Source organism: Ferrimicrobium sp. (assembly GCF_027319265.1).
In the GTDB taxonomy this organism is placed as follows: Bacteria; Actinomycetota; Acidimicrobiia; order Acidimicrobiales; family Acidimicrobiaceae; genus Ferrimicrobium.
On record NZ_DAHVNP010000076.1, the window covers coordinates 23,950 to 44,670 of the forward strand.

22 protein-coding genes are annotated in these 20,721 nt (G+C 56.9%); 4 read left to right on the forward strand and 18 right to left on the reverse strand.

The features are described 5' to 3' along the window. Positions 1-299: 299 nt before the first annotated feature. The 5 genes from M7439_RS11820 to M7439_RS11840 all read right to left on the reverse strand — a co-directional run bounded on the left by M7439_RS11820 (position 300) and on the right by M7439_RS11840 (position 4,928). Positions 300-812, reverse strand: coding sequence for an NUDIX domain-containing protein (locus M7439_RS11820; protein ID WP_298342269.1), 513 nt, complete (start codon positions 810-812; stop codon positions 300-302). Positions 813-904: 92 nt separating this feature from the next. Next, positions 905-1,588 carry a dienelactone hydrolase family protein gene (locus tag M7439_RS11825; protein ID WP_298342274.1) on the reverse strand — a complete coding sequence of 228 codons (684 nt, stop codon included), beginning with the start codon at positions 1,586-1,588 and terminating at the stop codon, positions 905-907. A 75-nt stretch (positions 1,589-1,663) separates the two neighbouring features. Beyond that, the gene (locus M7439_RS11830) at positions 1,664-2,125 is read right to left on the reverse strand and encodes a pyridoxamine 5'-phosphate oxidase family protein (RefSeq protein WP_298342279.1); all 462 of its coding nucleotides are present in this window, start codon (positions 2,123-2,125) and stop codon (positions 1,664-1,666) included. Between the two features lie 280 nt (positions 2,126-2,405). Further along, positions 2,406-3,983, reverse strand: coding sequence for an APC family permease (locus tag M7439_RS11835; RefSeq protein ID WP_298342281.1), 1,578 nt, complete (start codon positions 3,981-3,983; stop codon positions 2,406-2,408). Between the two features lie 435 nt (positions 3,984-4,418). Further along, positions 4,419-4,928 (reverse strand): hypothetical protein, encoded by a 510-nt coding sequence (locus M7439_RS11840; protein ID WP_298342284.1) that lies wholly within the window; start codon positions 4,926-4,928, stop codon positions 4,419-4,421. Positions 4,929-5,318: 390 nt separating this feature from the next. Here M7439_RS11840 and M7439_RS11845 point away from each other — a divergent pair, with 390 nt between their 5' ends. Further along, a complete protein-coding gene (locus tag M7439_RS11845; RefSeq protein WP_298342287.1) occupies positions 5,319-5,654 on the forward strand; it encodes a hypothetical protein in 336 nt (111 codons plus the stop codon). Positions 5,655-5,761: 107 nt separating this feature from the next. On the opposite strand, the gene M7439_RS11850 is transcribed toward M7439_RS11845, so the two are convergent. Beyond that, positions 5,762-7,150 carry a class II fumarate hydratase gene (locus tag M7439_RS11850; protein ID WP_308464506.1) on the reverse strand — a complete coding sequence of 463 codons (1,389 nt, stop codon included), beginning with the start codon at positions 7,148-7,150 and terminating at the stop codon, positions 5,762-5,764. Between the two features lie 164 nt (positions 7,151-7,314). Between M7439_RS11850 and M7439_RS11855 the strand changes: the two genes are divergently transcribed. Continuing rightward, positions 7,315-8,259, forward strand: coding sequence for an alcohol dehydrogenase catalytic domain-containing protein (locus tag M7439_RS11855; protein WP_298342292.1), 945 nt, complete (start codon positions 7,315-7,317; stop codon positions 8,257-8,259). 111 nt (positions 8,260-8,370) lie between these two features. On the opposite strand, the gene M7439_RS11860 is transcribed toward M7439_RS11855, so the two are convergent. Further along, the gene (locus M7439_RS11860; protein WP_298342295.1) at positions 8,371-8,691 is read right to left on the reverse strand and encodes a hypothetical protein; all 321 of its coding nucleotides are present in this window, start codon (positions 8,689-8,691) and stop codon (positions 8,371-8,373) included. Positions 8,692-8,793: 102 nt separating this feature from the next. Between M7439_RS11860 and M7439_RS11865 the strand changes: the two genes are divergently transcribed. Next, positions 8,794-9,360 (forward strand): TetR/AcrR family transcriptional regulator, encoded by a 567-nt coding sequence (locus tag M7439_RS11865; protein WP_298349559.1) that lies wholly within the window; start codon positions 8,794-8,796, stop codon positions 9,358-9,360. Between the two features lie 348 nt (positions 9,361-9,708). Here the strand turns inward: M7439_RS11865 and M7439_RS11870 are convergent, their stop codons facing one another. Continuing rightward, a complete protein-coding gene (locus M7439_RS11870) occupies positions 9,709-11,388 on the reverse strand; it encodes a methylmalonyl-CoA mutase (RefSeq protein WP_298342299.1) in 1,680 nt (559 codons plus the stop codon). A 140-nt stretch (positions 11,389-11,528) separates the two neighbouring features. Between M7439_RS11870 and glpX the strand changes: the two genes are divergently transcribed. Next, positions 11,529-12,515, forward strand: coding sequence for a class II fructose-bisphosphatase (gene glpX / locus M7439_RS11875; RefSeq protein WP_298342303.1), 987 nt, complete (start codon positions 11,529-11,531; stop codon positions 12,513-12,515). On the opposite strand, the gene M7439_RS11880 is transcribed toward glpX, so the two are convergent. The 10 genes from M7439_RS11880 to M7439_RS11925 form a co-directional block, all read right to left on the reverse strand. Further along, the gene (locus M7439_RS11880; protein WP_298342306.1) at positions 12,473-13,417 is read right to left on the reverse strand and encodes a 2'-5' RNA ligase family protein; all 945 of its coding nucleotides are present in this window, start codon (positions 13,415-13,417) and stop codon (positions 12,473-12,475) included. The two genes, glpX and M7439_RS11880, sit on opposite strands and share 43 nt — an antisense overlap. A 24-nt stretch (positions 13,418-13,441) precedes the next feature. After that, a complete protein-coding gene (locus M7439_RS11885) occupies positions 13,442-13,834 on the reverse strand; it encodes a F0F1 ATP synthase subunit epsilon (protein WP_298342309.1) in 393 nt (130 codons plus the stop codon). Next, positions 13,834-15,315 (reverse strand): F0F1 ATP synthase subunit beta, encoded by a 1,482-nt coding sequence (atpD, locus tag M7439_RS11890; RefSeq protein WP_298342312.1) that lies wholly within the window; start codon positions 15,313-15,315, stop codon positions 13,834-13,836. Before atpD ends, M7439_RS11885 begins: the two co-directional genes overlap by 1 nt. Positions 15,316-15,317: 2 nt before the next feature. Continuing rightward, positions 15,318-16,226 carry an ATP synthase F1 subunit gamma gene (atpG, locus tag M7439_RS11895; RefSeq protein WP_298342315.1) on the reverse strand — a complete coding sequence of 303 codons (909 nt, stop codon included), beginning with the start codon at positions 16,224-16,226 and terminating at the stop codon, positions 15,318-15,320. Between the two features lie 6 nt (positions 16,227-16,232). Then, a complete protein-coding gene (gene atpA, locus M7439_RS11900; RefSeq protein WP_298342317.1) occupies positions 16,233-17,759 on the reverse strand; it encodes a F0F1 ATP synthase subunit alpha in 1,527 nt (508 codons plus the stop codon). 12 nt (positions 17,760-17,771) lie between these two features. Beyond that, positions 17,772-18,638 (reverse strand): FoF1 ATP synthase subunit delta, encoded by an 867-nt coding sequence (locus M7439_RS11905; protein WP_298342320.1) that lies wholly within the window; start codon positions 18,636-18,638, stop codon positions 17,772-17,774. A gap of 2 nt (positions 18,639-18,640) precedes the next feature. Beyond that, the gene (gene atpF / locus M7439_RS11910) at positions 18,641-19,159 is read right to left on the reverse strand and encodes a F0F1 ATP synthase subunit B (protein WP_298342326.1); all 519 of its coding nucleotides are present in this window, start codon (positions 19,157-19,159) and stop codon (positions 18,641-18,643) included. A gap of 11 nt (positions 19,160-19,170) precedes the next feature. Next, on the reverse strand, positions 19,171-19,446 hold the full coding sequence (gene atpE, locus M7439_RS11915) for an ATP synthase F0 subunit C (protein WP_211250013.1): 276 nt from the start codon (positions 19,444-19,446) through the stop codon (positions 19,171-19,173). 85 nt (positions 19,447-19,531) lie between these two features. Then, positions 19,532-20,302 carry a F0F1 ATP synthase subunit A gene (gene atpB, locus M7439_RS11920; protein ID WP_298342329.1) on the reverse strand — a complete coding sequence of 257 codons (771 nt, stop codon included), beginning with the start codon at positions 20,300-20,302 and terminating at the stop codon, positions 19,532-19,534. Then, on the reverse strand, positions 20,299-20,721 hold the full coding sequence (locus tag M7439_RS11925; protein ID WP_298342332.1) for a hypothetical protein: 423 nt from the start codon (positions 20,719-20,721) through the stop codon (positions 20,299-20,301). The genes atpB and M7439_RS11925 overlap by 4 nt, the downstream gene beginning before the upstream one ends.

Sequence of the window (20,721 nt, forward strand, 5' to 3'; positions counted from 1 at the left end):
GTACAATTGTGGACTATTGTGCACCTCAGCTCGTGCTCGCTCGCAGCGAACCACGGACAAGCTAGTAACGCAACGATTCGAATCGACCAACACAGCGAGAGATGCGAGATGCTCCTAGAGGAGTAAATGCAGAGCTACCTCCGTCATCAGGTCGAACGAGGAGAATAGCAAAGTGCTCGCGCCACTTACGAGGCGTTGGATTCCCTTCCTATCGTGGCGCTTGGGCCAAGACACGAGTGGCTCACATCCCTCATCGGCCCCACAACATGACCATATACCCCGATAGGTTGACCCGAAGATCATGCATCCTCGCAGCTGCCTGCCGCTCCTTGACGGCATCCTGTCGTATCCGCCAACAGGCCAAGATCAGCAAGAAGGTTCTGTACGTAGGGTATCATGGAGTATTCAGCCAACCGTTCTGGTGGACACCAGCAGAGTTCGACTAGTTCAACTCCATCGGGAACGGGTTCTTGGTCAGCTCGACATCGACTGCGATAGATCGCCGAGGTGTACTCCACCTGATCACCACTGGCATAGACCACCTGGTAACGGGGGCCGCCAACGACGGTCACGAGTTCGACCTCTTCAATATCCAAACCGGTCTCCTCAGCGACCTCACGGACGACTGCCTGCGTCGGTGTCTCACCAAGCTCTATCGCACCGCCCGGGAGCGACCAATCGGCCATATCAGCCTGCCGAACAAGGAGCAATTCACCAGACTGGCGTTCAACCAGCGCTACCGCGCTCGGTAACAATAACCAGTCGTGTCCCACGTGTGCTCGCAATCGACGAACGTAATCAGAGGGCACCACGGTCTACCAGCCTAGCCGCAAGTGATCGATAGCTAAGCGACATACCATCAGCTAGCGAGCTGCGGGCGAACGAAATAGCTCCCGACGCAGGGTTAGTCGTCCAGCGTATCCCTCAGAAACTGTGTGGTTCGGTCCCACGCCTGCATTGCGGACTGTGCATGGTAGACCTCGGGTCGATCGTCATTGAAGAAGGCATGCTCAGTACCTGGATAGATGAAAAACTCTACCGACTTGCCCATCGATCGCAAGCGTTGCTCAAGCTGGCGGACGATCTCCGGAGACGACGCATCGTCGTGTTCGGCATAGTGACCCTGGATCGGGGCCTGAATCAGGGCATAATCGGGCTCCGCGTCAGGCCAAGGGATCACGCCATAGAAGGGGACTAGAGCCTTCACCAGTTCCGGCTGGTTCGCCGCAAGCACATAGGCCAATCCCCCACCCATGCAAAACCCGACGACGCCCACGCCACTGCCCCCTGAGCGCCGCAGGAGCTCCTTGACCGCTCCCGTCATTTGTTTGGATGCGTCCTGCAGCTGTAATGCCATCATCGCCTTGGCAGCCTCATCAGGCTCGGCGACGACACGCCCATTGTAAAGGTCTGGAGCCAGCGCGAGAAACCCCTGTGCGGCAAAGCGATCACAGACATCCTTGATATGACTGTTGATACCCCACCACTCCTGGATAACAATGACGCCAGGCCCCACACCTGCCTCCGGCGTAGCTAAATATCCGGATGCCTCATGTCCATTACTAGGAAAAGTAATCATTTCGCCCATGGTCAAATCCTAGCAAGTCACGAGAGGACAGCCGCGGACCACACGTCAGAGCACGAATCTGCTGGCTTCAATCCTTCAGTACCCACCGTGTAGCTTGCGATGGTCCCAACTCACGGAGTCCTCGACCACCAAAGCAAACGCAATACGCTTCGGAGCGGAACCCAAGAATGTCTGCTCTGTCACCGTCGAGTCCCCAGACTGGTAGCGAGCGAAGAGGCGACTGCCTACCCGTCGTATCTGATCCAGATCCTCAGTGATATGAGCCCGTGCATACAGCGTCACACCTCGGAGTTCCTCGTAGTACTCTCCTGCTTCAACCAAGCCTGTGACGCGAGGATCCCTCCGCAAATTGAACGCCTTCTGAGATTTCGCATACGTCCAACACCAGATCGTCTCCTCGATGAGGCAATACCACATCGCGACAAGATGAGGACGACCATCGAGGCCGATGGAAGCCAAGTTTAAGGTCCGACCGGTTCGCAAAAAGGCTTCACACTCAGCATCGGTCATGGTGATTGACGAGCGACGGTTTCCCATGCCTACTCTCCTTTCGTTCGGTCTCCCAAACATCCCGGCGACGTGTGCTGGGTCAATCGACATGGACACTCCTCAACGCCCGATGCCTGCCTCCGCGCGCTCAATTGGGAAGAGCTCACCAGAGAACCACCCAATACCGTCACCCAAGCCAAGGGAATGACGCGGCGCTCGCCAAATGCCCGACCAGTCCCCATGGCCCCTTGGGGCCGGTCCCAAGCCTAGCATCCAACCGTGGGTCGCTCAAAGTGTGTACGAATACGAGGGGTCACCACTAGACGTTCTAGGAGGCCTCCAGCTGCTCGACCTCATCAACCGATAACCTGCTGTGGACTGCCCATGGCAAGATCACGAAGATCGAGACGACCACGACCAGCACCGAAGAGAGATTGAAGGAGATCTCATTGCCCTTCCCAACACTTCCGATCGCAGCCATCACCGCCAGGAAGAGAATCCAGACGATGTACCACAACGAATGGAGCAGCTGCTTAAAGTTCTGCGCAAATCCGAGGAGTACAGAGCCAATAGCGATGAGGATCACCGCATAGGGAACGGCAGGCCAACCGGACCAATACACCACAAGTGAGGCCCCACCAAAGCCCAACGCTGCGATAAGGGTGGAACCAACACTGAATGATTCACCGCGTTGCTTACGCACCGCCAACATCGCTGCAGGAACCGCACCAAAGGATATGTAGCCTCCGACCACGGCGTCATCGATCAGACTGATAATGCGCGGAACTGGCGCCGCGAGCAGGGCCAATGCCGCACCAATCAATGCGACCACGATCAAGGAAAGCGCTGGCGTCTTGTGGCGTGCGTGGATCTCCTTGAAACGCTTAGGGACATAACCGGTACGAGCCATCGCCAAGAGCACCCGCGATCCCGCACCCTGGTAGACATAGCCAGCAACCCCTGGACCAAGGATGCCAACGATGACAGCAACGACGAGGAGCCAATCCACACCACGGTTGGTGGTGAGGGCGATAAATGGGTTGGTCGTCACTTTGGTGAGAGCCGTCCACTCGCCGACCTTGGTGGAGAGAGTGCCCCAGCTGAGTCCAGCTATCAGCGCAACACTAAAGAGCACGTAGATGACGAACTGAACGATCAGGGTGTAGATGATTCCTACCTTCAGGGTGCGGCCATCCTTAGCCTCTTCGGCAAAATCAGGAATCACCCTGATCGCGCCGAAGGCAAACATTGCTATTGGCACAGCGGCAAAGATTGGACCGATCCCATACGGCGCAAAGCCGCCAAAAGCACTGAAGTTCGATGCCCGCCCCATGACAAGAATAAATCCGATCGCCAACAGCAAGTACAGTACGATCTTGACACCACCAAGCGCATTGTTGATGCGAGCGAGGATCTTCACGCCGTAGAAGTTCACTGGGATGTAGACAACGAGGAGTACCAGTGCAACGAGCGCGCCCGAGAGCGTGGGATCGCCCTTCGCATTCAAAAACCCAGAATCGAAGTAGCTGAGTGCAGTGACAGTAGCGATAGCCTCGATCGGCGGGATGAGGAGGTACCACACAAGGCTGCCGACTGAATTCACCAGATTTGCCACCCAACCATGGGTATAGAGCGAGTAACGTGCAGGGCCACCTGCCTCAGGGAAACGAACACTCATGTCCACATAGGTGATACCGATGAACGTATATATCACACACCCGATCACCCATGAGACGATCATTGCTGGCCCGGCGACTGCCGCCATTCCGATACCACTAAAGAGGGCACCCGTTCCGACTGCACCTCCAACACCAAGAATAATCATCGGTAGAAGCGAGATTCCCTTGCGAAGAGATCCACCACCTTCTCCCGAATTATCGATAGAACTATCCGTCGTTTGAGCCATAAGCACCCCCTAGGTACGTTAGATTTTGCTATGTCCCTAGTAACGATGTTAGCAAGATCTCCCGTATAATGTGCTATTCATTGTATGAGTATGCAGTAAAATCCAGGAGAACTACCAGCTCAATAAGGAAATATCACCACGCAAGAATTTTTACGGCTTGTTCCGCTGCATACCGTTTTCAGGTGCCAAGAAGTCCTGGCACTCCTTTTACCCGGAGGCATTTATCGCTATAGTGAGATCAACTCACACTAATCGTGCCCATGCCACCACACAAAGCGCCGCTATCACTGATCAGATCTATCCCAGATGTGAAAGCGACTCCGAGGGCAGAGGGCCTTCTAGCTCTGTCTGAGCACTCACACAACATTGACTCTGATGAGAAGACGAGCTCTGTCAATCGATGCAGAGTCCTACCAATTCAGCCTGGTGAGCAGGTTAATGATCCGCCAATATTGGAGCTAAGTTCGGCCACTCGTACTGTTTCGCGAGGACTCTCACTCCATCGACGTAGACTGGGCGAGACCCCAATGCCTCCACATGGTATCCGTAATGCGTCGCATAGCGATGGAGTAAGACATCAGGAAGCAGTCGGAAGCGACAGGTGCAACACTCCTGCAGGGCACCTATCTGGAGCGCGGACTGTGCGCTCACCGCGAGCGGCATGATCGGGGATCGATGAAGCTCGCACCCGCTGATGTGCGCTATCAGTGCCCAGCCAAGCTCGGCGGCGGCACTCGCGAGGTCAACAGCCCCGAGCAGTGAATTCGTGACACTCCAAATCTCGACCGCTTTCGGCATTCCCTTCAACAACTGAACCAATGCGGGACTAAGCTCGACTGGATCGTCTGCCCCTTCCGCCAGAAGATAGCCAAACTCGGTCACGATATCGGGATCATCGAACATCGCATAGCGTGCCAGGTAGCGAAAGTGTTCCAAAAGTGCCATAGCTAAGAGTCTACGAGTCGGCTTGTTCGTCCTGCTCGACCTCTCGCTCCAGCGGCGATTCTGGCACCAGCTCACGTGCTTATTCACACTTGTGTGCTCACATTACGAACCTACGGCCTTCCCCCGACCGAAAGCCGTCGTCCACACCCACGCCACCGAGGATCAGGGAACGGAGTGTGTGCTTTCGCATTGCCTGCACAGTGGCCCAGGCGCGAGACTTCGTCCGGACGCATTCGCACCCCACCTACGTCGTGTTACTCCTTCATGCACACTCTGTCGGTGCTACGACCGACACTACCGACTTAAAAATACCTGAAAATTTGCGGGCATACAACGTTGCGTTCCGCGCGTTAACATCAGCGAACCAACAGAAGTTGAAAGGAGGATCAAATGCACTTCTTTGGGCTTGTCATCCTGTTCGGCCTTGGCATCTACGCCTTGAGTCTCCTCGGGGAGCGTGCATACGGACACACCCGAGAACTCAAACCACTTGTACAGCTCATTCTGGGTGTCGCACTCGCTTGGATCGCCAACCTCAATCTATGGAGCGGATTCGCCATCAGTCACCTACGAGCCGACTGGGTGGGCGTCACCATCACCGGTCTGGCCCTTGGTGGGATCGCCTTCTTCTTTGATGCAGTCGTCGGCTTCTTTGCTGGGTTACACCGTAAAATCGAGGATCAAGCGGTCCAACTTGAGCGAAGCGACCTCAAACGAGTCGCCTGAGGTTAACGTCAAGCTCGCTGCCACGGCTGCGGTCCCTGCGACCAAGGCCGTGGCGAGGACAAGAGGGGTACCAACAAACGAGCAGTGCCTCAGCCTTGTTCGGTGCACTAGCGGATGATACCTCCCTTGGTCATGGCCATGACATCGAGAGCAACATCAACCTCTGCTTCGGAGAGGAGACCCTTCTCAAGCACCACGGTGCGCAAGTCCTTGTCGCTCGCGAGCGCTTCCTTGATCACCTTTGCCGCCTGTTCGTATCCGATATAGGGGTTGAGCGAAGTTCCGATTGACGGCGAGGAAAGTGCATACATGCGACAGCGCTCGACATCGGCCTCAATGCCGAGAATACATTTGCTGACCATTGAGTCCGCAATCGTGCTCATGATGTGGATCGAATCCAAGACAGCTACCCCAATGATTGGCTGCATAACGTTGAGCTCAAAGTTTCCTGCCGATCCCCCAAAGGCGATCGTCGCATCGTTACCGATGACCCTGGCGACGACTTGACCCATCGCCTCTGGCACGACCGGATTCACCTTGCCAGGCATAATTGATGAACCAGGTTGGAGATCTGGCAGATGGATCTCACCGAGGCCGCAGCGTGGTCCTGACGACATCCATCGGAGGTCATTGGCTAGCTTATAGTAGGCCATCGCCAAGGTCTTGAGTGCCCCAGAGAGGAAGACGACAGCATCTCGTGCGCCATGGGCTTCGAAGTGATTGTTTGCCTCTCGAATGGGTACTCCAAGCCGATCCTGCAATCGCGCCAACACACCCGCCGCAAATCCCGGGGGAGCATTGAGCCCGGTGCCAACAGCGGTTCCTCCCAGAGGAACCTCACCAACGTCATCTCTCGCTATCTCGATGCGACCGATCCCCTTGCGAACCGCCGCTGCATAACCAGAGAATTCCTGGCCAAGTGTGATCGGGGTCGCATCCATGAGATGCGTGCGACCCGACTTCACGACCTCGGAAAACTCCGATGCCTTCGCCTCAAGGCCATCGGCAAGTCGTTGAAGTGAGGGGAGGAGAGATCCCGAGAGTTCAAGCAAAATTCCCAGGTGCATCGCCGTTGGGAAGACATCGTTGGACGACTGCGAGGCGTTGACGTGATCGTTCGGCAACACGGGAGCACCCAAATGAACACTGGCAAGGTGGGCGATCACCTCGTTCACATTCATGTTCGACGAGGTTCCAGATCCCGTCTGGTAAATATCGATGGGGAACTGATCATCATGATCGCCTTCGAGCACCTCCTGGCATGCCTTGACGATGGCCTCGCCAATCGAGAAGTCAAGGATGCCTAACTCTACGTTGGTACTCGCAGCGGCCCACTTGATCCACACAAGACCTCTGATGAGCGACATTGGGAGCCGCTGTCCTGAGATCGGAAAATTATTGACCGCGCGTTGGGTCTGCGCGCCCCACAGCGCAGCAGCTGGGACCTCAACCTCACCCATCGAGTCGTGCTCGATTCGCATCTCTTCAGTCATCATTACCTCCCTGGTTAGAACAGCTGTTGCATCCACCACGCTACCGGAGTAGGTCTCGAAAATCCACTTGACACCCGTTCGAACAGCGTGCTTCCCACCTGTCGTTCACCAACACTAAGCTAGTTTCGACGGTGATCGACGATGATGCACCAATAGAGGGAGAAGCGATGCGCGCACTCATTGCAAAGAACGGATCCGTGAGGGTAGCAGAGGTCCCAACACCACAACCCGACCCTCACGAAGTCCTCGTCCGGGTGAGAAGTGCTGGTATCAATGCTGCCGATCTGCTCCAAGCCCGTGGCCACTATCCCCCTCCGACAGGCTTTGATCCTGAGCGGCTTGGGCTGGAGTTCGCCGGCGAAGTCGTAGAGGTCGGCTCCACGGTCACCACACTCCAACCTGGTCAACTGGTGATGGGGATCACCGGAGGGGGAGCTCATGCCGACTTTCTCACCGCGCCAGCAAGTGCTTGCATTCCGGTCCCTGACGGCATCGATCCCACAATCGCTGGCGGCTACCCAGAGGCAGCATTCACCGCCTTCGACGCGTTGATGAGTCAGGTCCACCTCAGCATCGGAGATCGGCTGCTGGTGCATGGTGCCCTCGGCGGAGTCGGCAACGCAGCGGTACAGATTGGTGCATTACTCGGCGCTCATGTCACCGCCGTTGTGCGCAGTCACGAGAGCGACGCACAGGTCTTCTCACTGGGCTGTCACACGAGCGTGACTCCCGCCGAGATCGTTGCCTTCGGCCCCTATGACGTCATCATCGAACTCGTCTCCGGCGAGAATCTTCCAACCAACCTCGAATCGCTTGCGCTTGGGGGCAGGATTGTCGTGATCGGCGTCGGCAGCTCGGCCAAACCGGAGATCGATCTCCGCCTCTTGATGAGCAAGCGTGGGACGCTACGTGCATCCACTCTTCGTGCACGCAGCTGGGAGCAGAAGTCACTGCTTGCAGCTGACGTCGAACACCACCTTCTCGGACACCTTGCCACCGGCGCGTATCGGATTATCGTCGAGCAACAATTTGATCTCGCCGAGGGGGAAGCTGCCTATGAACGCTTCCGCCAACCTGGGAAATTTGGAAAAATCATCCTAACGACCGACTAACGGGAACAACCCGACAACAACACCACGAGCGACCTTCGAACCGTGTCACAGCCTGGAGGCCATGGCACGGAACGATACCTCCCGACCCAACAGGGTCTTCGCCTGGGGTCATTATGGCGCTGCTATAGGGACGACGATTCGTTCTCCGGGCACGAGGAAAGTACCGTGTGTCTGTACCTCCATCTGTGCCACGATTGGATAAGGATTCCTATTCGGATCAGCTCGCTCAGCGATCGAAACCAACGTATCTCCCCGACGCACGACGAAAACCTCGGAAGAGGCTCGTGAACCATCGACGAGTGGACCAAAAACCCGAGTGAGGACCACCAACACCGCGAGCACAACGATCGTCAAGGCCAACAACCGTAACAGGACTTGACGTGGGTGTTCATGGGTCCGAGATCGATCGGCCACCATAGGAGAGGTTCGCATTTCTATCATAAGCGAACTGTAGTTCGAGACTCTGACAGAGAAATTTGATATTCGGGTAGACGGAAGCAAAACAGCTATATACTTTGATCAATGCCCAAGATCATGGCCCCCACAGTTAAGGAACATCACGCTCAACGACGACAGGCGCTACTTGATGCCGCCAAGGAGTCGTTGCTTAATCCAACCATCAGGTCGGTAAACTTTGAGGCCGTAGGACCTCGGGCCGGCTTGAGGCGCAACAGTGTCTATCTGTACTTCCCTTCGGAAAACCATCTGGCGCTTGAACTCGCAGACGATGTGTTGCCCGGATACCAAGAACAACTCGTCGCCGCGATGAAGCGTCACCGTGAGCCGCGTGAGCAGATCACTGGTTTTGCCAAGGTCGTCACGGCGTCGGACGCGCGCCTCGCCCATGAGGTGCTTCGCAACCTTGAGAACCGAGATCGCACTCCTGAGATCGCCAGCAAGGTCAAGGAGTACTATCTCGAGTTATCGCGTCCTTTGGTCGAACCGCTCAAGCTACTCAAGCTCACCGACCCGGACAACACAGCCGTACTCTTGTTCGCCATGCTGAGCGCCACCCAGGATATTGCCGACAAGGTGATCGACGCCAAGGCTGCAATTCGACGCGCACTGGCCGTTGTCGATGCCTTCATTCCAAAAGGCTAACCACCCTCACACAGCTCGTGTACCCATCGGCGCTCTACCGATCGGTTGCGTGCTCGGTAGTCGCATCCCTCGCTAAACGACAGGTCCGCATGATGCTCTGGCGCTGCCATTTCTCAGGCCGTGAACGGCCAGCATGTGGATGCATGCAGCGCTCACCGTGGTAACCACCAGCAGCATTGCTGTCGAATCCGTCCCGACTATCACGTAACCACGCCGAATTCCATCGCTAGCGGAGTTGGCTTCAGCCCGAAGAGAAGGCGACGCAAGAAGAGTTGATCCTGGCGGGCTTACGCTCGACCACAGCCTCTGCCACTCGGCAGCGACCCATGGCAACGCTCGAGGGATGCCTCAGATACCAGGCTCCTCGTAGTAACCAAAGACTTCGGCAAGCGCCTCCATGATCTCTCCAACCGAGACCCGCGCCCGTGACGCACGGATCAACGGCTCCATAAGGTTCACTTCGGGGTCTCGTGCGTCAGCCTGCAACCCGGCGAGCGCGCGAGCAACCTCATCAGAGTCTCGCCGCTGGCGGACATCGTGGAGCCGCTGCACCTGGAGTCTCTCCACCTCTGGACCGATCACCAAAGTATCGATGGGCTCCTCGTTGTCGAGGACGAAGTTATTCACGCCTACCACAATACGATCTCCGGAAGAGATCTTTTTTTCGAGCTCGTACGCAGAGTCAGCGATCCTGTTCACGTGATAAAACGAATCGATCCCGAGTAACGCGCCCTCGAGCATGGACCCATGACCCAACTCAGCAATCTCGGCAAAAATCTCCTCAGCCTGTCGCTCCATCTCTCGCGTTAACTCTTCGACGAAATAGGATCCACCCAATGGGTCGACCACGTTCGTCACGCCAGTCTCATAGGCCACGATCTGCTGGGTACGAAGTGCGATCCGGGCCGCTTTTTGGGTAGGCAGCGAGAGTACCTCATCCATCGAGTTGGTGTGAAGGCTCTGCGTGCCGCCAAGTGTTCCCGCTAACGCCTCAATAGCCGTGCGAACGATATTGAGCTCAGGTTGCTGGGCGGTCAAAGAGACGCCAGCAGTTTGGGTGTGAAATCGAAGTAGCCAAGATCGAGGATCTTCTGCATGGTAATGCTCGCGCATCCAACGCGCCCAGATGCGACGTGCTGCCCGATACTTTGCGATCTCCTCAAAGAAATCGATGTGCGCGTTGAAAAAGAACGAGAGCTGTGGCGCGAAATCATCGATCTTGAGCCCTGCGGCTAAACCCGTCTCCACATAGGCAAAGCCATTGGCGATCGTGAAGGCTAACTCCTCCGCCGCTGTGGACCCTGCCTCGCGGATATGATAACCAGAGACCGAGAGAGGGTGCCACTTCGGCATCTCGGCAGCGGCAAAGGTCATGGTGTCACGCACGAGACGCATCGAGGGCCGTGGCGGAAAATAGTACTCTTTCTGGGCCTGATACTCCTTGAGAATGTCATTCTGCAAGGTCCCACCGAGCTTATCCCTCGACACGCCACTCGCCTCAGCGACCGCTACAAAAGATGCCAAGATAAAGGCAGCTGGCGAGTTGATCGTCATCGAGGTGGTGATATCACCGAGTCGAATGCCAGTGAAGAGTGTCTCCATGTCATCATAGGTGTCGATCGCGACACCACACTTGCCAACCTCACCAAGCGACTTCGGGTCATCTGAGTCCCGTCCCATCAGGGTCGGGAGATCGAAGGCCACTGACAAGCCGGTACCACCAGCAGCCAGCAGCTCGCGAAAGCGTTCGTTGGTCTCCTGGGCCGACGAGAACCCTGCAAACATCCTCATGGTCCAGAGCTTGGTCCGGTAACCACTGGCGTAGATCCCCCTGGTATAGGGGTAGCTGCCGGGTAGCTCCTCATCCATGGGGAGTACAGCTTGTGACCCCGTAGGCATCGTTGTAGCGTCAAGAGGGCCTTGGCTGGTATAGACCGGAGCAAGTTCGATGCCTGAAAGTGTCTCGAAACGATCCTGCCTCTTCGGAGCGCGGCTATAGCTCGCAACCCACTCATCAAAACGTGTCATATACGCTCAGTCTAGTCCTGTTGCATACCGTGGACATAGAAGCAATGCAAGTCGCGCTCGGACCCAACACTCAGCCCCCGGATTTGCTCCGGGATTTGGCATTGCGCCCACGCAGACCACCTTGTGCTACCATACTGTAGATGATCGATAATACTCCACCAGATCGCAACCTCGCACTCGAAATTGTCCGTGTCACGGAGGCAGCGGCCCTCGCCTCGACCCAATGGGTGGGGCGTGGGCAAAAGGAGTCAGCCGACGGCGCAGCTGTCAACGCCATGCGCAGTGTCCTCGATGTGGTTGCGATGGATGGAACCGTCATCATCGGCGAGGGAGAGAAGGACAACGCACCGATGCTCTTTAATGGTGAGCATGTTGGTGACGGCACGGGCCCCAAAGTCGATATTGCCGTCGATCCCATCGAAGGCACCACCCCAACAGCGATGGGACGGAGCGGTGCAATGAGTGTGATCGCGATCGCTGGCACAGGATCGATGTTCTTTCCTGGTCCGATCGTCTACATGGACAAGCTCGCTACCGGACCTGAAGGAGTTGGAGCCGTCTCACTCGATCTCTCCCCAAGAGAAAACGTCGTAGAACTAGCGAAAGCCCGGCACTGTCAGACCGCGGACATTACCGTCGCTATCCTGGATCGACCTCGCCATGAAGGGCTCATCGAGGAGGTCCGTGCAGCCGGCGCCAGGATCTTTCTGATCGGTGATGGTGATGTCGCAGCCGCCCTCCTTACTGCCCTCCCATCGTCCAATATCGATATGCTCCTGGGTGTTGGGGGCAGTCCCGAGGCGGTGATCGCCGCCGCTAGCCTCCGATGCGTTGACGGAGCCATTCAAGCACGGCTGTGGCCACGTGACGAGACTGAGAAGCAACGCGCGATCGACGCCGGCTACGATCTCGACAAGATTCTCCACACCTCAGACCTCGTCAACTCCGAGGACTGCTTCTTTGCCGCGACCGGCATCACGGACTCCGAACTACTACGGGGTGTTCGCACGCATCGCGATCAGGCGATTACGCACTCCATCGTGATGCGCTCGCGAAGCAAAACCGTGAGAACCATCGAGGCTGTTCATCGCGTAGAGAAGCTCAAAAACTTCCATCTGATGGCGTAAGAACCACCTAACCCCTTCGAATCGGCCATGGCCAAACCAGAGTGGTCGGGGCCCAACTGATCGAGGCCCAACAGCCATGCTGCCTCCGCACTCATCGACCTGGCTCCAAAGGTATCAAGGATCTTGGTCGATGATTGCCCCACGAGGGTGCGGGGTCGGAGGTACTCCATCAGCTCCTCGACGACCAACTCCTCAAAACCACACCCGACGAGGTCACCATCGAGTAGCACCGGATCATTGAGTATCCAAACTCCACTTGGCGCGCCTATTGCCTCGCCCCAACCGAGCAGTCCCCCCGACTCATCCAGTAACCAACAACTTATCGAGGGCGCAGATCCCTGGTGCGACAATGGACTTGAGTGTGATAAGACTGCCAGAACTGATCGATGCGCTCGACGTCGCAGACCACCAAAGCCTACGAGCGCCCGGAGGAATGGTCGCCAACCTCTCCTTTTCCCTCGCGCATCGGCCACCAGCAGGCTTACTTCCTTCGCCTGAACCGCCAAGGTGTACTGTGCCAGTCGCTCCCGGAGGACGGAGCTCGTCGCAAGATCGAGGTCCTCCACAACCGTCACATGGGGGAGGTAGGGGCGCTCATCCGGTTGACCAACCAAACGATCATGCCACTGCCCAAGGGCCTCCCTGCCAGCTTCGACCGGAAGATGTCCCGTGATCCGGCGATTGGCGAAGAAGCCAAAGCCGCTCAACTCGAGATCGACGGGCGCCACCTGCGTGCTCAAGGTACCGATCCTGCCCACCCACAACCACGCCTCCATCGGAGTGCAATCCACTGGTGGAACAAGGGTGATATGGGGAGGAATCCAATCAGTCGATCGTGATCCGAGAAGCCTTCTGACGACGTTCAGTTCCGTCTCGATTGGATCAGCAAATGTTACCGCCACACAGCACCGAACTCGCGGTGTCACCTAGTCGATCAGACTCCCCCGAAGCTCCAGCGACCGCAGTTCGGACTCCGCAATCGCATCATCAAGCTCCTCTAATCGCTCCTCGTAGCGCTGTCTTCTGCGCCGAAGAGACTCCTGTTCAACGTCGCTAGCCAACTGTGCGTCATTGGCCAAAACCACCACACGATTACCACCGGCTCGAACCAGTCCGCCGTCGATCACAATCTGGAAGGAATCGCCTTGCCCCCGCACCACCGTCCCCAGACAAACCTCCACCTCTCCGACGAAGGGGGCATGATGAGCAAGGAAGGCGGCATCCCCGAGTGCCGAACGAAGTGTGAGGCTTTCAACCTCCTCGTCAAAGAGCACTAACTCCGGGTTAGCGATCACCAGATTGAAGGTCTCGTTCGCCACTATGCATCCATCTCCTTGGCTCGCGCGAGAACATCCTCGATGCCACCGGAATTCAAGAACGCCTGCTCAGGAACGCCATCGAGGTCCCCTCGTACGATCGCCTCAAATGACTCGATCGTCTCATTGATCGGCACATACTTGCCCTTTGCCCCGGTAAAGATCTCGGCAACAAAGAAGGGCTGCGAAAGGAACCGCTGGATGCGACGAGCCCTCGAGACCGTCACCTTGTCCTCCTCGGAGAGTTCATCGAGCCCAAGGATGGCGATGATGTCCTGGAGCTCCTTGTACCGTTGCAGAATCTGTTGAACGTTGCGGGCAACCTGGTAGTGACGCTCACCCACGATATGAGGAGCAAGAATATTCGAGGTCGAGGCCAGTGGATCCACCGCGGGGTAGATGCCCAGCGACGCGATCTGCCGAGAGAGCTCCGTCGTGGCGTCCAGGAAGGTAAAGGTCGTAAACGGCGCGGGATCGGTATAGTCGTCAGCCGGTACGTACACGGCCTGCAACGAGGTAATGGAGCGTCGCTTCGTGGAGGTAATACGCTCCTGTAGTGCGCCCATCTCATCGGCAAGGGTGGGCTGGTAGCCCACTGCCGATGGGAGCCGACCCAACAAAGCCGAAACCTCGGAACCCGCCTGAACAAAACGGAAGATGTTATCGATGAAGAGCAGTACATCCTGATCTTTGACATCACGGAAATACTCCGCCATCGTCAAGGCCGAGAGAGCGACGCGGAGGCGAACTCCCGGCGGCTCATCCATCTGGCCATAGACCAGAGCCGCCTTCTCAATCACCCCAGACTCCTCCATCTCCAGGAGCAGGTCGGTACCCTCTCGAGTCCGTTCACCAACACCCGCAAAGACCGAGACTCCACCGTGCTGCTGAGCCACCCGGTTAATCATCTCCATGATCAAAACGGTCTTACCGACCCCGGCTCCGCCGAAGAGGCCAACCTTACCGCCCTGCACATAGGGTTCCAACAGATCGATCACCTTGATGCCGGTCTCGAACATCTGCGCCTTTGGCTCAAGGTCATCAAAAGGCGGTGGATCGCGGTGAATCTCCCACACGTCTTCGATGTCGACCAGCTCCGTCGCGTTCAATGACTCACCGATGACGTTGAACACATGCCCCAAGACACCGGAACCAACCGGGACCTTGATCCCATGGCCCAAATCAGTGACCCCAGCTCCACGGCGTAGACCATCCGTCGGCTTTAGACAGATGCAGCGAACTCGACCATCGCCGAGCTGACTCGCCACCTCAGCCATGATGACGACAGTTTGGCCATCGATCTCGGCCTCCATCGAGACCGCCATATTCACCTCAGGGATAGATTCGGGAGGAAACTCAACATCTACTACTGGTCCCGCAATCGACACGACACGACCCAGCGCCTTTCCCTCGGAAGAGGGAGTATCTGTGGACCCCGCCACCTCCGTTGATCCCGCCTCTGTGGGCTTAGCATCTGTCTCCATTGTTACCTCTCATCTCCACTCATGGCTCGGTCACCCTGTGCGAGTGCCTCAGCGCCACCTACTATCTCGGTAATCTCCGTCGTGATCGCGTCTTGCCGGACTCGGTTCATGGCCCGAGTCAAGTTACGAACCAGCTCCGTCGCGTTGTCTGTCGCGTTCTTCATCGCTCGCTGCCGGGCTGCATGCTCCGCAGCAGAGGCCTCAAGCAGGAGTCCAAAGAATTCAGCCACCACCAGCTGGTGTAGCGTCGTATCGATCACATTCTCCAAGGTCGGCTCGGCCTCGAAATCGAAGTGGTCAACCTCCCCCGTCGAACCCGCGCTGAACGTGGCTGGGTCAATGGGGACCAACGTGGTCTCCTCCAACCGCTGCACCCCAAGTGAATAGAACCGGTTCGATACGACAACCACGCGTCCTACCTCGCCAGCGTCGACTCGCTTCATGATCGGTGCAATGATCGAGTACGCCTGATCGAGGGTGGGCAAGTGGGTGACCCCATTGATCTGCACGGCGCTCGCGATCCCCCGGAATTGGAGATAGTTCTCAATCCTTCGCCCAATACCGATCAATTCGATAGGTCCCTCGATCTGGCGCACCTGTTCCTCATAGGCTCTGATGACCGCGCTGTTGTAACCTCCACAGAGTCCTCTGTCCGAGGTGACCAGGATCAAGACCGTTGTGGTGCCCGACAGACCCGTACGCGTCAACGGTGGACGATAACTTGGGAGCGTCACCAGCAACTCCCGCGTCAGCTCTGAGATCTCCCGGAAATAGGTCCGAGCCCCACCGATACGCCCAACGGCCTTGACAATACGCGAGGCCGCAATGAGTTCCATGGCCTTCGTAATCTTCTTCGTCGAGTTCACACTCCGAATGCGACCCCGAAGAGCCCGTTCCTTCCCACCTGGCACGAGACTCTAAACCTTTACTGAGGTGGCAAACCCACCCGCAAAGGTGGTGATTGCATCCGTCAACGCCTGCTTATCCGGCATCTTACCATTGGTGTTAATTCCGTCAATGAAATCAGGGTGTCGAGCCTTCAAGAAGCCAATCATCTCGGCCAAGAACTTCGACACATCACTTACCGGCAGTGCGTCAAGAAGACCGTTGGTGCCCGCAAAGATGCTCACCACCTGCTCAGCGACGGAGAGAGGAGCTCCTTGATTTTGCTTCAACAGCTCAGTCAGTCGATAACCACGATCGAGCTGTGCCTGTGCATACTTATCCAGTTCGGAGCCAAAAGTGGCAAAGGCCTCGAGTTCACGGAACTGAGCAAGGTCCAGTCGTAGGCTTCCAGACACCTCTTTCATCGCCTTGGTTTGGGCGGCACCGCCAACTCGTGACACTGACGTCCCGACGTTAATCGCGGGACGAAGACCAGAGTTAAAGAGGTCAGAGTCGAGAAACACTTGACCATCCGTGATCGAGATCACATTGGTAGGGATATAGGCGGAGATATCTCCTGCCTTGGTCTCAATGATCGGCAGCGCCGTCAACGAACCTCCACCAAGCGCATCGCTGAGCTTCGCCGCGCGCTCAAGAAGCCGGGAATGGAGGTAAAAAATGTCACCAGGATAGGCTTCACGTCCTGGTGGACGACGAAGCAACAACGAGAGCTGCCGATAGGCGTCAGCCTGCTTCGAAAGATCGTCATAGACGATCAGGGCGTGCTCCCCATTTTCCATCCAATGCTGGCCCATCGCACAGCCTGCATACGGTGCAAGGTACTTGAACGGCGCAGCCTCAGATGCTGCCGCTGCCACGATCACCGTATACTCAAGCGCTCCATGATCACGCAACGTGTCGACCACTGCCGCGATGGAGGTGCCTTTCTGCCCAATAGCCACATAGATACACTTCACACCCTGGCCACGCTGGTTGATAATCGTGTCAAGCGCCACCGTCGTCTTGCCGGTTTTGCGGTCACCGATAATCAATTCGCGCTGACCACGTCCAATCGGAGTCATGGCGTCGATAGCCTTGATTCCAGTCTGTAGCGGTTCTCCAACCGGCTTGCGCTGGACAATACCTGGCGCCTGCACCTCAAGGCGACGCTGTATTGTGGAATCGATAGGACCAAGCCCGTCGATCGGTCGACCGAGCGGATCGACAACCCTACCGAGCAGTGCATCGCCCACCGGAACTGACAGGATCTCGCCGGTCGACTTCACTAACTGGCCTTCGGAGATACCGGATTCCTCGCCGAGGACAACCACGCCGATCGTATCCTCTTCGAGGTTGAGCGCGAGACCAACCGTACCGTTGGCAAAGCGCAAAACTTCATTCACCGCCACCGAGGGGAGTCCCGAGACCGAGGCGATCCCGTCACCGAACTCCAGCACTCGGCCGACCTCTTCGCCTGCGGTCGTCGTCGTGTACTCCTGTAGCCGCCGCCGGATGACATCAGCGATCTCCGACTTATCAATTTTCAACTCTACCGCCATCGTCTCTCCTTGTTATCGCCCGGCAAGCAACTGCTGGGCCCTCTGTAGTTCTCTGGCAACACTCACGTCGTAGACCCGATCGCCAATAACAGCGACCATTCCACCGATGAGTGTTTCATCGACTCTCCACTCGACGATCAGCTCGCGCCCAATACGATGCTCGAGCGTTGACGCGATCCGCGAACGGTAGATATCGTTGGCTTGACGAGCGAGTGTCACTCGGGCAATCTGGCTCTCGATCAGCCTGGAGCAGTCACCAATGATCCTCTCGAGCGACTCCGCTAGGGAGCGCGGGTTGCTCACAGCAACGACTGCGCGAAGAACCGACAACGCCGCCGACGAGACTCGTCCTCCAAAGAGATCCTCAACAATGTGAATCCGTTGCTCTGGATCGCCACCAAGACCTGATAGCACCCTTCGTAACGCGACGTCTCCGGCCAACAACTGCGTCACGCTGATGAGTTCATCCAACATGAGCAGCAGAGCATCTCGATCGAGATCGCCCATAATCGCGTGTGCATATCCTCGCGCACGCGCACCAGTCACCGTCTCGATTCCGTCACCGAGGACGTAGGTGCTTTGCAGCACGGCTTCAAGACCCGCCAGAACCTCGGGAATATCCCCCGCCAACTCGGTCTCCACCACATAGCCAGCGAGCGCAGTGATCCGCGGGTCCACACGGTCGCTCAAGAGCTCGACCAACACTGATCGTCGAACATCAGAACGGAGACCACGGTCGATCAGTACATCGGTCAATTCGACGGAGTCGGTCACGAGCACCGCCACCGCCGCCATCTCTTGTGTTATGCGTGCCAACTCATCACTCCTGATCCCAAGATCACGAGTGGCGATGGCGAATCCACGGGTCCGCTCTCTCATGTCTACTCCGAATCCGCCTCCGCGAGGAAGGACTCCACTAGGGGATCTACCTCACTCGAGGCGAGTTCATGCGCGAGTATCCGAGTGGACAGTTCGATAGCCATGCCAGCCAATTCACCCCGAAGCTCAAGGATCAGCCGGGATCGCTCCGCCGCTACCTGCAGCTGAGCCTGCTCACGTACCATCTGGGCCTCACGTTGTGCTTCAGCCGCCGCCTCTTGGCGCAGCGCCTCACCGGTAGCTCGCGCGTCCTCAATGATACGCTGGCCCTCTTCACGTGCACGCCCAAGCTCAGCGCGACGCTCCTCTGCGAGACGTTCGGCGTCTCGACGCGCCGACTCAGCGGCCTCAAGATCATCTCGGATCTTGTCACTGCGTTTGGCCATCATGGAGGCCACTGGGGGGAAGGCATACTTCACCAATATGACCAACAGGAGGGCAAAGGAGATGACCGACCAGATAATCTCCCCTGTCGAGGGCAGAATTGGGTTCGGCGACTGCGTAACTACTCCGAAAAGCACGAAACGATTCCTTAACCGGTGTACTTCAAGAGGACGAAGACAACGAACCCGATCAGAGCGAGTGCTTCAGCGAGCGCGAAACCCAGGAAGGCCAACGACCGAACCGGCCCAGCGGTCTCCGGTTGCCGAGCAATCGCCGAGATTGCCTGACCAAAGATAATTCCAATACCGATTCCAGGCCCTAACGCAGCGAGACCATAGGCCAAGCCAGACCCAAGCTCTGCGAGACCTTTCCGTAAGTTGACATTTGCCGCAACCGCGATAATTGTCGCCATCATGCTATGCATATAACTTGCTTTCCTCTCCATTTCAACATTCGATACCAACTCCTTGATGAGCCTCAGCGCTCACGGCGAACTTCAGACCAACTCCTTAGTGCCCACCTCCCAAAGATTCGCCTAAGTAGACGGCGGTCAAGATGGTGAAGATAAAGGCCTGCAGAAAACCTACAAAGATCTCGTAGCCCGTCAACACCACCAGGGTAGCCGCTGGCAACGGCAACACGATCAGGCCAATGCTGCGGACGAACAGCGCCTCCGAGATCACTGCAAACGTCACTAAGAGGAGGTGGCCGGCGAGCATATTGCCAAACAATCGGACGGCGAGAGCAAAGGGGCGGACGATGAAGGTAGAGAGTAACTCGATGGGGACAAGGAGTATCAGCAGTGCTACCGGCACTCCACTCGGGACAAGCGCTGATTTGAAATAGCGACCAAAGCCTTGCTTCTTGATGCCTACCACAATAAAGGTGACATAGACGATGAGCGCTAGAGGGATCGTGACGCTCGTTCGTGCGGTCGCCGGCATCTGTATAAAGGGAATGACTTCAAAGAGGTTGTTGAACAGGATGAAGAAGAACAGACCGGTGAGCCACGGCACCCACGCGAGGCCCTCTTGACCCATCACGTCGATCACGACCGAGTTGGTGATAAAGTCGATCGACGACTCCATGATGTTCTGGATGCCACGGGGAACGAGATTTTGGCGCCGTCCAGCGACGAAGAACAGCGCGAGGGTAATCGCGGCTGAGAGCAGGGTAAGGACAGCGATCTTGTTGAACATAAGCGCCGTGCCGCCAAAGGCGATCGGCTTCCAGTTCAACAGCTCCGCTATGGGCGGAAAGTTAATGCCAGCAAAAATCATCTGACCAATCTCCAGGGAGCAAGACCATCATCACCCAAACGTCCAGAGACACGGCGCGCCTCAATGATCACCGCAGCGAGGTGGCCAAGAATCACCACAAGGCCGAAGACGATGAGATCCATCCAGTGCGCATGCGCAACCGGAATGATCGCCGCCGTCAACACTCCGAGCCCGATGAGCAGTGCCAGGAAAGCAGCGGCCATCAGACCCGTCATACCAAATTTGGCACCCTCACGGAAGAACACGATCATAATGGCGAAGTTGACGGCGACCAACGCGAGACCATACAACGAGGACCACAAACCTCGATCACCGGCAAGAGCCCACGAGATGGCGACCGCCACTGGGGCGACAATGAGCAGCCGAATGAGAAAGCCTTTGGCGATACTCACCTCAGGCTGAATAGGTGTGCTAGACAC

Excerpts from the sequence above, each read along its gene's own strand:
- M7439_RS11825 (WP_298342274.1), bottom strand. The coding sequence starts at position 1,588 with ATGGGCGAAATGATTACTTTTCCTAGTAATGGACATGAGGCATCCGGA.
- M7439_RS11830 (WP_298342279.1), bottom strand. The coding sequence starts at position 2,125 with ATGGGAAACCGTCGCTCGTCAATCACCATGACCGATGCTGAGTGTGAA.
- M7439_RS11835 (WP_298342281.1), bottom strand. The coding sequence starts at position 3,983 with ATGGCTCAAACGACGGATAGTTCTATCGATAATTCGGGAGAAGGTGGT.
- M7439_RS11840 (WP_298342284.1), bottom strand. The coding sequence starts at position 4,928 with ATGGCACTTTTGGAACACTTTCGCTACCTGGCACGCTATGCGATGTTC.
- M7439_RS11845 (WP_298342287.1), top strand. The coding sequence starts at position 5,319 with ATGCACTTCTTTGGGCTTGTCATCCTGTTCGGCCTTGGCATCTACGCC.
- M7439_RS11850 (WP_308464506.1), bottom strand. The coding sequence starts at position 7,150 with ATGATGACTGAAGAGATGCGAATCGAGCACGACTCGATGGGTGAGGTT.
- M7439_RS11855 (WP_298342292.1), top strand. The coding sequence starts at position 7,315 with ATGCGCGCACTCATTGCAAAGAACGGATCCGTGAGGGTAGCAGAGGTC.
- M7439_RS11860 (WP_298342295.1), bottom strand. The coding sequence starts at position 8,691 with ATGCGAACCTCTCCTATGGTGGCCGATCGATCTCGGACCCATGAACAC.
- M7439_RS11865 (WP_298349559.1), top strand. The coding sequence starts at position 8,794 with ATGGCCCCCACAGTTAAGGAACATCACGCTCAACGACGACAGGCGCTA.
- M7439_RS11870 (WP_298342299.1), bottom strand. The coding sequence starts at position 11,388 with ATGACACGTTTTGATGAGTGGGTTGCGAGCTATAGCCGCGCTCCGAAG.
- glpX (WP_298342303.1), top strand. The coding sequence starts at position 11,529 with ATGATCGATAATACTCCACCAGATCGCAACCTCGCACTCGAAATTGTC.
- atpD (WP_298342312.1), bottom strand. The coding sequence starts at position 15,315 with ATGGAGACAGATGCTAAGCCCACAGAGGCGGGATCAACGGAGGTGGCG.
- atpA (WP_298342317.1), bottom strand. The coding sequence starts at position 17,759 with ATGGCGGTAGAGTTGAAAATTGATAAGTCGGAGATCGCTGATGTCATC.
- M7439_RS11905 (WP_298342320.1), bottom strand. The coding sequence starts at position 18,638 with ATGAGAGAGCGGACCCGTGGATTCGCCATCGCCACTCGTGATCTTGGG.
- atpE (WP_211250013.1), bottom strand. The coding sequence starts at position 19,446 with ATGCATAGCATGATGGCGACAATTATCGCGGTTGCGGCAAATGTCAAC.
- atpB (WP_298342329.1), bottom strand. The coding sequence starts at position 20,302 with ATGATTTTTGCTGGCATTAACTTTCCGCCCATAGCGGAGCTGTTGAAC.